Annotated in this window: 11 protein-coding genes; 7 read left to right on the top strand and 4 right to left on the bottom strand. The window is 30.3% G+C overall.

The genetic code is table 11. The annotated features are described in order from the left end of the window. Positions 1–17: 17 nt before the first annotated feature. On the top strand, positions 18–1,700 hold the full coding sequence (locus Q0975_RS11500) for a serine hydrolase domain-containing protein (RefSeq protein WP_299436744.1): 1,683 nt from the start codon (positions 18–20) through the stop codon (positions 1,698–1,700). A 143-nt stretch (positions 1,701–1,843) separates the two neighbouring features. Here the strand turns inward: Q0975_RS11500 and Q0975_RS11495 are convergent, their stop codons facing one another. Together Q0975_RS11495 and Q0975_RS11490 are read right to left on the bottom strand one after the other, a co-directional pair. Next, the gene (locus Q0975_RS11495) at positions 1,844–3,391 is read right to left on the bottom strand and encodes an ABC transporter permease (RefSeq protein ID WP_299436742.1); all 1,548 of its coding nucleotides are present in this window, start codon (positions 3,389–3,391) and stop codon (positions 1,844–1,846) included. A 134-nt stretch (positions 3,392–3,525) separates the two neighbouring features. Further along, positions 3,526–4,389, bottom strand: coding sequence for an ABC transporter ATP-binding protein (locus Q0975_RS11490; protein WP_299436740.1), 864 nt, complete (start codon positions 4,387–4,389; stop codon positions 3,526–3,528). A gap of 319 nt (positions 4,390–4,708) precedes the next feature. Between Q0975_RS11490 and Q0975_RS11485 the strand changes: the two genes are divergently transcribed. The 4 genes from Q0975_RS11485 to Q0975_RS11470 all read left to right on the top strand — a co-directional run bounded on the left by Q0975_RS11485 (position 4,709) and on the right by Q0975_RS11470 (position 10,235). Beyond that, entirely contained in the window at positions 4,709–5,686 is a 978-nt protein-coding gene (locus Q0975_RS11485; RefSeq protein ID WP_299436738.1) for a sensor histidine kinase, read from the top strand. Then, positions 5,687–6,394, top strand: a complete 708-nt coding sequence (locus Q0975_RS11480) for a LytTR family DNA-binding domain-containing protein (RefSeq protein WP_299436736.1) — start codon at positions 5,687–5,689, stop codon at positions 6,392–6,394. Positions 6,395–6,565: 171 nt separating this feature from the next. Next, positions 6,566–7,702 (top strand): AraC family transcriptional regulator, encoded by a 1,137-nt coding sequence (locus Q0975_RS11475; protein WP_299436734.1) that lies wholly within the window; start codon positions 6,566–6,568, stop codon positions 7,700–7,702. Between the two features lie 148 nt (positions 7,703–7,850). Further along, positions 7,851–10,235 (top strand): TonB-dependent receptor, encoded by a 2,385-nt coding sequence (locus Q0975_RS11470; protein ID WP_299436732.1) that lies wholly within the window; start codon positions 7,851–7,853, stop codon positions 10,233–10,235. Between the two features lie 130 nt (positions 10,236–10,365). Here Q0975_RS11470 and Q0975_RS11465 read toward each other — a convergent pair whose 3' ends face one another. Then, entirely contained in the window at positions 10,366–11,064 is a 699-nt protein-coding gene (locus Q0975_RS11465) for a LytTR family DNA-binding domain-containing protein (RefSeq protein WP_299436730.1), read from the bottom strand. Next, positions 11,061–12,263: a histidine kinase gene (locus Q0975_RS11460; RefSeq protein ID WP_299436728.1), complete on the bottom strand. Its 1,203-nt coding sequence runs from the start codon at positions 12,261–12,263 to the stop codon at positions 11,061–11,063. Before Q0975_RS11460 ends, Q0975_RS11465 begins: the two co-directional genes overlap by 4 nt. 236 nt (positions 12,264–12,499) lie before the next feature. Between Q0975_RS11460 and Q0975_RS11455 the strand changes: the two genes are divergently transcribed. Both Q0975_RS11455 and Q0975_RS11450 read left to right on the top strand, forming a co-directional pair. Then, entirely contained in the window at positions 12,500–14,413 is a 1,914-nt protein-coding gene (locus tag Q0975_RS11455; protein WP_299436726.1) for an ankyrin repeat domain-containing protein, read from the top strand. 26 nt (positions 14,414–14,439) lie between these two features. Continuing rightward, a complete protein-coding gene (locus Q0975_RS11450; RefSeq protein WP_299436724.1) occupies positions 14,440–15,318 on the top strand; it encodes an ABC transporter ATP-binding protein in 879 nt (292 codons plus the stop codon). The last annotated feature ends 24 nt before the right edge of the window (positions 15,319–15,342 follow it).

Below are 15,342 nucleotides of genomic sequence, written 5' to 3'. Positions count from 1 at the left end.
ATCAATATTAATCACTTATGACACAATTAAAACGAATAGGTATAAAAATCATTTCAATATGCATTTACGTGCTTTTAATGAATGTATTACAATCTCAAAACTCTAAAGTAGAAGTTGAAAAAATAGATGCATTATTTAGTGCCTGGAACCAAGGAAAAACTCCTGGAGCTTCAGTTTCAGTTATCAAAAATGGAACTGTTATTTTTAAAAAAGCGTATGGTTTAGGAAATATAGAAAATAACATCCCTAATACAACCTCCAGTCTTTTTAATATAGCATCTAATTCTAAACAGTTTACCGCATTTGCAGCACTATTACTCGAAGAAGAAGGGAAGTTATCCTTGGAGGATGATATTCGAAAATACATACCTGAACTTCCAGATTTTGGATATACCATAAAAGTAAAGAATCTCGCACAACATACTCATGGAATACGAGGTGTAATTTACCTATTAGGAATGGCTGGTTGGAATATAGAAGATGTTATCACAAAAAAAGATGTATTCAAATTATTTAAACAACAAAAAGAGCTTAATTTTCCACCAGAGACAGATTTTTTGTATAATAACTCAGGATATATATTATTGGCAGAAATTATATCAAGGGTATCGGGACAATCATTTCATATGTATCTGAGAGATCATATTTTTATGCCTTTGGAAATGAGAAATACGGTAGTATTTGAAGATAATAGTAAGATCATTAATAATGTATCATATCCATATTATTATGATGGTAAATCGTATAAAGTAGCTATTAGAAATTCAAAAGATATTGTAGGACCTACTGGTATCAGAACCTCTACAGAAGATTTAAGTAAATGGTTGAAGAATTTTGAAAACCCAAAAGTTGGTAATAAAAAGATGATAACTCGATTAATTACTCCTACTGTATTAAAAAATGGGGATACATTATCTTATGCCTTAGGTCAGGTAGTACATTCATATAAAAATCACAAAGTTATTAGTCATGGAGGCTCTGATGCTGGATACAAAAGTCAGATTTTGCGCTTTCCCGATGAAAAACTATCCATTGTAGTTTTAACAAATAATGGTTCTTTAAATGCTGAAGAAAAGGCATATCGTATTGCAGATCTATATTTAAGTAATGACCTTAAATCGTTAAAAAGCGAAGCAAATACAAAAGTATTATCAACTGTCGCTGCCACAGAAGAAATCTTGAATAAATATGAAGGAAAGTTTCAATTGCAACCTGGATTTGTATTAGAATTCAATCAGAAGGAGGGAAGCCTATTTATTACAGCTACTGGGCAAGGAACACTGCCTCTAGAAACACTTAGTGAAACTCAATTCAGGATTCGAAGAATAGATGCTATAATTACATTTATAAAGGATAAGGATGGGACAGTAAATACATTAAGTTTTGATCATAATGGAGCTGTTAATTCTGCAAAAAGAATAACTTATGATATTGATACATCCATTCTGGAAAAGTATACAGGTATATATTACAGTGAAGAATTAAATACGTACTATGAATTATTGATACAAGATGGTCAATTAATTGCCAGTCATCAACGACAAGACAATACTAAACTTACAGCGCTAGATAGTACTAAGTTTACAGGAAACACCTGGTTTTTTGGAATATTGGACTTTATAATTTATAAAGATGATGTTAGCGGGTTTAAAGTTTCTTCAGAAAGGGTAAAGAACCTTTGGTTCGAAAAGAGAATTTGATGATTTCTTTTATGAAACAAAAAATAACCTTTTCATTAGTAAAACCTTACTATAATTCATAATAGAAGGTACTTATCAATTACACTCTGAATTCGTTACTGAATGAAATTTATTGTAACGAATTCAGAGTGCAAAGAGTAGCATTAATTTCTTAACTGATGCCTTCTTGTTAAGAAACCAATGATTCCTATAGTTACAGTTATTACTATTAATGATAAAAGGTAATTAGAACTATGTATCAGTCCACCGAAATAATCTGTAAAGGGTATTTTATTAATGTTTGCGTAGGTTATCATAAAAAATAAAACTTCAAATAGTTTTTTTCCTTTAGTTAGTATTCCCAAGGTAGATGCCATCAAAACAATAAAAATCGATCCTATTATAATATGAATCATGGATAAGATATCAGGTGTTATTGCTAATCTAACTAGTAAAGGAAGCGCTAACAATAGTAGCATTATTATTCCAGCAATTAATTGTGAGGCTAATAATCTTCTTAATGGTCTGTATGAAGTAAAAGCAAAATAATGAACATTGTAATAAGCTTCTTTTGAAGATATTTCTGAAAGTCTATGTACTTGAAAAAACCATAAAATAGGGAGGATTAGTGGATAAGCAATACTGATAGGAGTAATTGCTAACAAGACAAACCCAATTAGATTTATAACCCATAACCACTTTTTTCCTTTTCTAAAAAGCATTATTAATTCAGTTTTTACTAGAGAAAAAACTCCATAATCAATCTTAGATTTTTCTAAACTGGATAATGTAATTTCTTTATCCCTCAATTTTTGAAAAACTTTTGGAATCGAATTGATGCCTCTAGACCTTTCTTTTGTATTAAATCGATGAAAAAAAGGAGATATAAAACCAATTAAAGTAATACCCAATAAACACCATGCCACGCGACTTGTTATAAAAGACAAAGGAAACGATACTCCATTAAATTCAAATTTCTTTGTGTCTTTTATATTTCCTATAACATATCCAATGTTCAAACTAGTCTGCTCATCTGTTTGTAAAATACTTCTAACACTAGCTTCCAATTGATGCATTACTATTTTAGTGCCAAATGGATCAAAAGCGTATTGAGCTTCATTTGTAGATGTATTAAACGCTATCGCCGAAAATAAAAAAAAGAATACTATATTTTGAATGATAGAATAATTTTTGAAGAATACTTCAAAAACTACTGCAAGCACTGCTATAAAAAACATAGCGGGAATTGGAATTAATAGATACGGTATTAAAAACTGTGAAACCTCAAAAGGATATCCTTCGTTATACAAAAAGAAAAGTATAACACTCATGACAGCAACAATTAGTACTATGGTTGATAGCACTAAGAAATTGCTTAACACCTTGGAAGTTAAGTATTTAAAATTCGATATAGGAGTAGAGGCTGTTATTTGACCTATTTTAGTTATTTCATCTTTGTTAATGCTGTTATTTATTAAATAAAAACCAACTAATGATAAAAATATACTAGTCATTATTGCGGTGACATACCCAAACCAAGCCGCATTATAACATCCAACATGATTGGCAATTCTTATGGTAGAATATGTAGCGTTTGGTTCTGGCACAAAAGTATATGCAATGGCTAAACTAACACATAATGTTATTAGAAAACTATAGCTTCTGGTACGTTGTAGGTAATCGTATTTTATAGTTGATAAAAATGTCTTCATAGCAAATTTATTAGTGAGCATTATAGATTCCGATATGTACTTTTTTTAGGAAAATCAGAACTGCGATTAGAAATACTATAGTGGCAAGAGATATTCTTACAATTGTCTTTTTATTTATTGAATTTTTCATGGTATTAATTTGTTTTAGTTAAGTATAAATATGCATCCTCTAGATTTGCTTGCTGAGAGATAGAATGTTCTATTGGAGTTTCCGAAATATATCTAACGTTTAGCTTTCCATTTTTTCTAGAAGTACTAACTATAATTTGGTTGTTTTTAAAGCTTTCCAATTGTTCTTTACTAATCATGGTTTCAAAAACCTTTTGATCAACTTGTTTTATAAGTTGTTCTTGATTTCCTTGAGATATTAAAGAACCGTTTTTCATTACTGCTACTTGATCAGCAATAGTGTCAATATCAGAAACTATATGTGATGATAAGATTACAATGCAGTCTTGCGCTAAATCAGAGATAAGGTTTCTGAAACGTACACGTTCTTCTGGATCGAGACCTACTGTAGGCTCATCGAAAATTATAATTTTAGGATCATTAAGAAGTGTTTGAGCAATCCCTATTCTTTGTTTCATTCCTCCAGAATAGCTCCCGATAGGTTTTTTAGCAGCGTCTAATAGATTTAATCCATCTAGTAACTGTTCGATTTTGATTTTAATGTTTGCGCCTCCAATGCCTTTCATAGCAGCTATATATTCTAAGAACTCGAATGCATTAAGATTTGGATACACCCCAAAATCCTGAGGAAGAAATCCTAATTGCTTTCGCATATAATTAGCATCTTTAAGAATATTGTTTTTGTTTAAAATAATAACACCTTGTGTTGGTTTACTTACCGTTGCTATCATTTTAAGAAGCGTAGACTTTCCTGCACCATTAGGCCCTAAGAGCCCTAATATTCCTTTTTCTATGGTGATAGAAAAATCTTTTAACCCGTATTTATTTCTATTATATTTTTTAGATATGTTTTGAATTTCTAGTTTCATAATTGTAATTGTTTTTTAATTGATTTTATTTTCTAACACAATCCTGTGCTTTCTATAATTGAGATTGTTATCTCGATTAAAAATTTTACGAACGCTATCATATTTTTAGATTTTGTAATTGATTAGGTCAAATCTCATTTAATTTAGTTGGAGAATAAAAAAAGAGTGATGAGTAGCGACAGTAAAGTGATATTAGGATAAAAACCCTTTCAACACGAATATGGAACCATTTAGACCAAAACGGGTAACTTACATCATGAAAAAGTGTTATTTCAAATATCAAAACCTATTTTTGATGGTAAATTTTCACTAAACGATTATGTCAAAATTAGATACTTGGGTAGATAATAGGTTTGTACAGAACATTGTAGTATGGTTGTTTTTAATGCTCATTTTTATGATGGTTATCCAGGCAGAAAATAGATTTGTTACTACTTTAGGTTTTATTGCATTTATTATGCCTCCCATTTATATCAGTAATTTAAAGATATTGCCCTTATTCTTTAATAATAAGAGGTTATTAGGAGTGTTTTTATTTCTTCTTAATATTTTGTTTTTCACATTCTTGGGAGTCATTCTTTTAAGTGACTTATTTGATAAGTTCCAATGGAAAATGCTCTTAAATGTTTTTGGAGCTGTACTATTGGTTATACTTTTTGGTACTGCTTTAAAGCTTGCTAGAGATAGTTTTTTTCGTCGTCAGGAGGAAAAGGAAGCAGCATTAAAGCTTTTAAAAGCGCAGTTAAACCCACATTTCTTATTTAATACATTGAATAATTTATACGGTTTATCTGTTGTGAAATCAGAAAAACTACCTGATTTAATGTTGAAGCTTTCGGATTTATTACGCTATAGTCTATATGAAACAAAAGATACGTTTGTTCCCTTGGAAAAAGAAATCGAATATCTCCAAAATTATATTTCTTTAGAGAAAATCCGTTTAGAAGACAAGGCTGATATTCAATTTATGATAGGTGGTAATCCTTCAGGTAAAACGATTGCTCCAATGTTGCTAATTGTTTTTGTAGAGAACGCTTTTAAGCATTTAGGAGTTTTACAAAATGTAAAAAGCAAAGTTATCGTGAATATTGAAGTAGGAGAGGACTCACTTATTTTTAGTTGTAAAAACACGATTGATACATTAGAAACTAATCAGGATAATTTAGAAAAAGGAAAAAGTGGTATTGGCTTACAAAATGCCAAAAAACGATTAGATTTGATGTATCCAGAAAAACATCAGTTACATATTGAAAAACAAAAAGAATCACATCAAGTAGAATTAACACTTAATTTTTAGATGAAAGTATTACAGTGTTTAGTAGCCGATGATGAGCCAATAGCTCGTCAGATAATAGAGAATTATATAAAGGAAATACCGTATTTAGAGGTAGTAGCTACTTGTAAGAATGCATTTGAAGTTATGGGGTTTCTACAAGAAAACACTATAGATTTATTATTTCTGGATATTAATATGCCTAAGCTTTCGGGTATAAGTTTGCTAAAGACAATGCAACAAAAACCACAAGTGATTATTACTACCGCTTACCCAGAATATGCAGTAGAAGGTTTTGAACTATCTGTAACAGATTACTTACTCAAACCATTCTCCTTAGAACGTTTTTTACAAGCTGTGCTAAAGGTTCAACAAAAGTTGACTAACAATAATACCAATATTGTTATTGAGAAAGAAGAGGTTGTTACATCTATATATGTTAAGAGTGACAAAAAGATAATTAAATTGGATTTAGATGCTATTAATTATATAGAAGCTTACGGAAATTACATTAAAATATATACGGATCAAATGATTCTAACACCTACGACACTATCAGATTTTGCAGAAAAATTATCAAATGATTTCATAAGAATACACAAATCATTTATCGTAAATTTTAATAAACTTAAATTAATCGATGGTAATCAAATGGTATTAAAAAATGACAGTAAATTACCTATCAGCAAATCATATAGAAAGATAGTACTTAATAAAATAGATGGTGTTTAGTATGAGATCACTAGAAGGAACACCTTTGTTTCTTAATTATTAAAGATTGTTTTGCATTTTTACGAATCAACTATTATCAAGAGCAATAATTTGGGTTTATAAAATAATGAGATTTACTTATAAGTTAAGAGTAAATATTTATTTTAGCTTTTTAAACACGTTTAAAAGTTAATGGATAAATTTTCTCTCTTAGGAATCATCACCCTTGTCATTGTGTTTATCGCATTATTACTTGCCATTTTCTTGTTTACTGTTAAGACAAAAAACAAGGTTGGTAACCGATTAATGGGTGTTTATTTTACCATATTTGCGATACATATTAGTGTGTTCTTTTATGCAAAATACATTGAACTTCCACTAGTTCTAAATATGCTTCGGGATCAAATTGCATTTTTGTCCAGTCCACTGTTGTTCTTATATGTATTGTCATCCGTTTACTCGGATTTTAAGCTTCAGCCTAAACACCTTTTACATCTGATACCTTTTGCTATTGAGATTTTACTTTATGCTCCTGGATTTTATTTAGCTAGTGAGGAAGAAAGAATAATTTTTACAAATAATTTTCATTCAAACCCAGAAGTTAAGTTTTCTTCGCTTTATGGTTTTATAGTGTCTATAACCTATCTTATTTTAATATTTATGACACTTAAAAAGTATAAGCTGTTATTATTAGAAAGTTATTCTAACAATAATAGGTTTAATTATAAATGGTTATATCAATTAACATTACTACTATCTTTTATTTTTGTTTTTTCGACTGCTAAACAAATTTATAAATATGTTGGTGATGATATAGAAGTTTTAAATATGATGAGAATCATATTAACATTACTCTTACTAGGGTTTTTGTCATGGATTGTACTTAAAAGCATGTATTATCCAGAGTTGTTTAGAAGTATTGATACCAAACATTTGTTGGTGAAAAATTTGATTGAAACCAGCGAAAATAAGCAAACCTCAGATGATAAGTTTATTGTACAAGTAGAGAAACTCCAAAAATATATGGAAACAGAAGAACCTTATTTGGATTCTTCATTGACCATACATAAATTGGCAAACCAGCTCAATCTTCCGTTTAAGGATATTTCTATTTTGATTAATCATCATATAGGAAAACATTTTTTCGATTTCATTAATGAATATCGAATAAAAAAGGCAATAACCTTACTAGAAAATCCACTTAATGAGAAGCTAACTATTCTTGAGATTTTGTATGATGTTGGTTTTAATTCTAAATCTCCATTTAATACGGCTTTTAAAAAACATACGGGTTTTACACCTACACAATACCGTAAAAAAATCTCATAATCAATTGATTACAATAAAGTAGTACGTCTTTGTAAAAAGTAATACCAATTTCTAACAAATAAAATAGTACTACTTTCTTTAGTTGTACGCATACTTGAAGCTTTCCTTTCATTTTTGTTTTGAATTAAATTTTAAAACAAACAACAAAATGAAAAATTGTATTCTATTCATCTCCTTACTATCATCTTTTTTAGGAATTGCACAATTACAACTAACGGGTACTGTAACTAATAATTCAGAACCTGTGCCATTTGCAAATGTATTCCTGACCAATCAGAATGATGAAATGGTAATCAATAGCGGAGGTATTACAGATGAAAATGGTTTCTTTTCTATAGAAACTAAAAAAGGGGTATATAGAATTACTATAAGTTTTATTGGTTTTCAAGATTGGAAAAAGGAACTTTTGATAGAAAACAACCTTGATTTAGGAACTATAGTACTTAAAGAAGATGCAGAAAACCTAGATGAAGTGGTTATAACATCACAGAAAAAGTTAATTGAACAAAAAACGGATAGGCTAGTATTTAATGTAGAAAATAGTATTGCCGCTGCGGGAGGCAATGCAGTGGATGCACTTAGAGTTGCTCCTGGTATTAGAATTCAAAATAATAATATCAGCATGATTGGAGGCGAATCATCACGGATCATGATTGATGGTAGATTATTACAATTAACTGGAGAAGATCTAATAAGTTTTCTAGATTCTATGGCCTCCGATGATATCAAAAAGATTGAAATCATTACCAATCCACCTGCCAAATATGAAGTCGTTGGGAATGGAGGTATTATTAATATTATTTATAAAAAGGGTAGAAGAAACTCGTGGAAGAACACTTCTGGTGTTACTTATAATCAAAATACATTTAGTTTCACAACATTGCGCAATAGTTTTTTCTATAATAAGAATAAAATTAGGGTAATACTTTCTGCAAATGGGAGTAAAGGAAATATCCGTAATCAAGAAAACAGTATTATTCTATTTCCGAATAGTACATGGGAAATCGATACCGAATCAAAAGATGAAAAGAATAATTATTCTGGTCGTTTTTCATTAGAATATGATATTTCAGAGAAAATCAAAATAGGAGGGCAGTACCTAGGTAATTATAATCATCCTGATTCTAAGGGTAATGGTATTACAAACATTTTGAATAATCAGAATTCCGTAGATTCCTTGTTGATTAATAATAGTAATAGAAGTGATAGAGTAAATAGTCATGTCCTGAATGCCCATGTAATAACATTACTCGATACCATAGGGAGAAAAGTTTCTGTTGATTTTGATTATTTTCGATATAATAATTCTTTGGAAAATGATTACATAGTAAATACATTTTCTTCTAACAATGAATTCATTGGTATTAATCAAGCGGCACAGAATTTCTCTAATCAGAATATAGAAAATTACAGTGCAAAAGTAGATATTGAACATCCTCTGACGTTTGTGAACCTTTCTTATGGTGCCAAATTAAGTTTTATTACCACACTGAATGATTTAGAAAACTTTAATACGATTACCGGATTTCCAGTTTTTGACACCAATCTATCCAATCAATTTGAGTATAAAGAGAATGTACAAGCATTGTATGTAAATGGCTCAAAAACAATAAATAGCAAATGGAATTTTAAAGCAGGATTACGACTAGAGAATACAGAAACCAGTGGATATTCTATCACATTAAATCAGAGAAATGAAAATAACTATTTAAAAGTATTTCCTACATTTTATGCATCATATCAGAGGAATGACGATCATAATTTTTCCTTTAATTATGGGAAAGGGATAAATCGACCAATTTTTAGAGATTTAAATCCGTTTAGAAGCTTTATTAATAGTAATGCATATTCCGAAGGAAATCCTTTTATACAGCCATCATTTACAGATCGTTTTACATTGGCACATAATTACAAAGGAAAATTAATTACTAACCTATATTATGGTCTAACTACTGATGGTTTTGGCACGTTATTTTCCGCTGATGCCGAAAATGAAATTCAAACAATTATCAGACGAAATTATTATACTACAGCTATTTTTAAAATAAGCGAAACATATACTTTTGATAGTTTGTCTTGGTGGAAAAGTCAAAATTATTTCTCGTTTTCGCTTCAGAATACAGAACTCGATAATGACCTTAATTCTAGTCCTCAAAATGGAAATCAATTTTATTTCTCAACAAGTAACACCTTTGTATTAGGAAAAACCACAAAATTACAAGCAGATTTTTGGTATGCTTCCAAGACTAAATCATTACTGTATGATGTAGATAAAATGTACAATGTTACTATTGGATTAAAACAGAGTTTTTTAGACAATAACTTACAAGTGTCGCTAGTATTTAGTGATATTTTTGACACAGCAAGTTTACGTAATTTATCATCAGAGATAAATGGTGTAGAAACTATCTATGGTCAAAATTATAGTAGTAGAAATGCACGATTTTCATTGACGTATAGCTTTGGGAACAAGAAAGTTACTATTAAAAACAGAGGGTTTGGTAGTGATAATGAGCGAAATAGGGCAAATTAATTTAGCGCGTGTTAGATAATATTGATCATATAGAACATATAGAACCTCACAATGTATTAAAAGCTGTGAGGTTTTAGTATTTATTAATGATACTATATCTTTTAAAGATTCATCAGATAGTTCTAATCAATTACTTCAATAACTGAATAACATTCGTTTTATACATGGTTCCGATGGGTATGATATGATCCGAAATTAATATTCTATTCCCTTCGATACTTTTTATATGTTTTTTGGCTACTGCAAAAGATTTATGTACCTGTAAAAAATCATCACTGGCTAATGATATTAATAAATCGGTAATTTTTTCTCTGACGGTAATGGTTTCATTAATAGTGATTACCTTAACATAGTTTCCAGCAGATTCTAAGTACTGTATATCACTAAGTAAAACCTGTATATATTTTTTGTTACTTTTTAGAAAAATACTTTTCTCTTGAGTTTCTGGAAGAATGTTTGGTGAAGCTATTGTTTTTGATGTGGATGTAACTGCTTTATTTACTGCTTTCAAAAATCGTTCGAAACTAAAGGGCTTAAGCAGATAATCTACAATGTTAAGCTCATAACCTTCTAAAGCATATTCGCTATAAGCCGTAGTGACGATAACTTTTGGAGGCGAAGGAAGTGTTTTTAAAAATTCAAATCCTTTTAATTTTGGCATATTCAAATCCAAAAAAATTAAATCTACTTCGTTGGTACTTAAGTATTCAAAAGCTTCTAATGCATCATAGCAATTCTTCATTAACTCCATGTTTGGTAATAAATCGCAATAACGTTTTATAATTCCGTGGGCAATGTGTTCATCGTCTATAATTAAGTATTTAATCATATATGCTTCAATGTTAATTGTACTTTGTATACGTCATCTGTAGTTGTAAAAGATAGCGCATGTTTTTTTGGATATACTAATTCAAGTCTTCTCTTTAAGTTTTTAAGTCCAATACCAGGGTTTTCTGTTACTTCTGCAGTATCAAAATTATTCTCTACTTCAAAATGAATTTCTTTACCGGTTGAGTTCAGATTAATACGAACGTAGGCATTTTCTCTTAGATTTTCCAAACCGTGCTTAAATGCATTCTCCAGTAATATTATAAATAGCAAAGGCATTACTTTTGTATCTTTATCCTTGATATCACAATTAAATTGTACATCGGTTTTTTTATGATACCGCATTTTATGAAGCTCGATATAATTCTGAAGGTATTCCATTTCTTTGTTAATAGTTACAAAATCGTGTTCTCCTTCATAAATACTATATCGCATCATGTCTGATAATTTCAATATCAACTCTTGGGCTTTTTTCGAATCTTCTTCTACTAAACCATACAGATTATTGAGTGTATTAAAGAAAAAATGTGGATTGACTTGGCTTTTTAAATGTAATAGTTCCGTTTTAGTTTTCTCATTCTTGAGTCTGATGATCGATTTAATTTGTCTGATTAACCAGTTTAATATAAAAACCAAAATCATTAAAAACAATACAGGAGCTAAGAGATCCATTACTAATTGGTCATCTTCTAAAAGTACAAGATTACCATCTTTTGTTGCTTTGGTCTCAAATGTGTAGAAAACGATAATAAAAAGAACAATTGAAATATTGATCATCAGCGACCAAAAACTCAATTTAGGAACATTCCAGTTTTTAATGCTTTTGCCTTCCTTTTTGTTAATGCGGTACTTCATAAAAAGAAATAGAACTACTGAAATAAATGACAGTCCAAATAATATACTAAGTACTCCATGAGTTGGATCAGACTCTAGTGCACCTGTCAAATACAGTACTCCTAATAGTATCGCAATTACTGAAATTTCCTTCCGTATTAAAGCTTGTATGTCAGTTATGTAGTTTTTTCTAGTTAGAAACCAATACAATAATAAATAGCCTAGTGTACCAATAGAAGCAAACGTTAATAAAACTCCTGTAAACCTAATATCCAGTGTTATTAAGAATGTACCACTTATTAAAGAAAACACAAATATACTAAGTGTTATAAATACTCGATTATATCTATCATTTTGTAACATCATACCCAATATTACTTAAATAATGTATATCCACCAAAGAAGTTGATAGACACTGTTTATCTAGGTATAAACTATACCAAATTAGGGATCAACTTACTTACTCCTTGCAAATCGTATTTGTGTACCTGTTTATATCCGATTGATCACTATTATTTATTTATAAAACAGCTTGTTAATATGTTTGGCTAAGCAATCATTCAATCAAAGCGAACAGTTTAAATCATAACACATCTTAAGTAATGAAAACACAAATATTGAATTTCGGAATTTACCTATTACTATTATTTACTATTAATAGTACAATTATTGCTCAGGAAGAAGCATCAAAGAAAAATAATAAAACCAGTATTCTCGGGAAATGGGAAGGCAAAATTATAGTAAACGAAGAACGATCTATTGGAATCTTATGGCGTTTCGAAGAATCAGATCAAGGTGAAATAATTGGTTTTATGGGACCAGTTTCAAAAGGAGTAGCAACATTACCAATTCAAAATATTGTTGTTACAGATTCAATATTAAATTTTATAATTCATTCTGAAGGAAGTTATTCTGGTAAAATTACACCCAAAGGAATCACCGGTATCTGGAACGCTCAAGGCAGAAAAGAATTGGTTCTAAATATGCATCGGGAATTAACACAAAAGCAACTTCTTCAGAATGCTAAGAATAATAGTGATAAAAATTCAGGGAAGGACATTCACGAAAGTATTAAACTGGGCAATGTCAAAGCAGTAAAAGCTTTTTTGGATAAAGGGAATGATATTGATGAAACATATGACAAGGAATACACTTTGCTTTGTTATGCTATTAAAAAAGATAAAACCAATACTGTGGCTAAATATTTATTGGAAAAAGGTGCTAATCCCAATACAATATCAGGAGATATTACGCCACTTATGTACGCTGTAGCATATCAGAATTATGAAATGATGAAGGAATTAATCAATCATAATGCTGATTTGGATTATGTAACTATAGAAAAACAATCAGCTTTGATATTTGCCATTAAAGGAAGAGATGTAAAAGCACTGAACATATTGATAGAGAGAGGTGCAGACCCTACTAAAAAAATTGATAGTAAAAAGAGTGCTTACGATTTAGCAAAAGAAGAAAATATTAAAGAAATATTAGAGGTACTACATCTACCTTATATTTCGCCTTCTGATGGGCCTTATGTAATAGAAAATGGAACAAAAAGAACAGCTATTTGGGTAAGTAAAGGGAAAAAATACACTAAACGAATCAGCAATAAAGTTCCCCAAACTATTGAGCATGATGGTATGAAAGCCATAATATGGGATGCTAATCCAACCGAAGTGAAAAAACTAGAATATAACGGGAATTTCAAACTTGCTGCGACTAGTGATATTCATGGACAGTATCAGGTATTTATAGAATTATTACAACAGAATAATATTATAGATCAGGATAAAAAATGGAGTTTTGGAAATGGTCATTTTGTAGTTGTCGGAGATATTTTTGACCGAGGACCTCGTGTAACTGAAGTATTATGGTTTTTATATGATCTAGAAAAACAAGCAGAACAGTATGGTGGCAAACTCCATGTATTACTAGGTAATCATGATGTAATGGTACTTAACGGTAATCTTCGTTCAGTTCACCCAAAATACAAAGATATTGCTGAGATGTTAGATACACCTTTGGATTCTCTTTTTACCAAAGGAACTGTTCTGGGAAATTGGCTAAGAACGCGTCCAGTATTGATGAAAATAAATGATATGATGTTTATACACGGTGGATTACATCCGGATATCGTTTCTAAGGGACTATCAATAGATACTATTAATAAAGAGTTTAAAAAAGAATTGGTTGCAAGTGAATTACCAAAAATTAGAACGGAGTTAGGAAACTTTCTTCATCATGGAAATGGTCCTATTTATTACAGAGGATATTTTCAAGGAGAATTGGCTACTACAGAACAAATAGATCAATTACTAAAACATTTTAGCGCCACTCATATTATTGTTGGCCATACCACACACAAACAGATTGAAACTCGCTATAAGGGAAAAGTACTTGTGATCGATGCAAACATGAAAAGTGGATCCTCTGGAGAATTATTGCTTTGGGAATCTGGTGAGTTTAAGCGAGGAACACTGTCTGGAGAAGAATTATCAATTACGGGTAATTAATATTAATTATTTTAAACTAAATAGAGATGCAACTTACTATCAATAATTTATCAAAAACATATACTAACGGTACTAAAGCACTACAAGATGTTTCACTAAATATCCCTACTGGAATGTTTGGGTTATTAGGACCTAATGGAGCTGGTAAATCTACATTAATGCGCACTATAGCAACTTTACAGGATGCAGATAAGGGTTCTATAACACTTGGTGATATAAATGTATTAGCAGAAAAAGATGAAATCAGAAAAGTCTTAGGATATCTGCCACAGGAATTTGGTTTATATCCTAAAGTATCCGCGGAGTTTTTACTAAACCATTTGGCTGTACTTAAAGGATTATCTAATAAGAAACAACGAGGAGAGGTTGTTGAAGCATTGTTATACAAAACAAATCTGTATGATCATAGAAAGAAAAACCTTGGAGGGTTTTCTGGTGGAATGAAACAACGATTTGGGATTGCGCAAGCTTTGCTTTCTAACCCGAAACTTATTATAGTAGACGAACCTACAGCAGGACTAGATCCCGCAGAACGTAATCGTTTCTATAATCTGCTTAGCGAACTTGGTGAAAATACCATAGTTATATTATCAACTCATATTGTAGATGATGTAAAAGAATTATGTACTAATATGGCTATTATCAACCAAGGGCAAGTACTTCTGGAGGGAAATCCAATACAAACAATTGAGGAACTAGAAGGTACTATATATCATAAAACTATAGAAAAAAGAGAGCTAGAGATTTATAAGCAAGAATATACAGTAATCGCTGAAAAATTTATGTTGGGTAAACCTGTAATACATATTTTGAGCAAAAACAATCCAGGAAATGGATTTGATACAATCCCAGCGGATTTAGAGCACGTATACTTCTCTAATATTTTTGGAGCACCTTATAACTAGGTAGTTAATTTAATCCATTTTCAT

The sequence above is a fragment of the uncultured Aquimarina sp. genome (assembly GCF_947500065.1).
Taxonomy (GTDB): Bacteria; Bacteroidota; Bacteroidia; order Flavobacteriales; family Flavobacteriaceae; genus Aquimarina.
The sequence above is the reverse complement of the archived record's forward strand: the minus strand, read 5'-3'. Positions and strand labels throughout refer to the sequence as shown.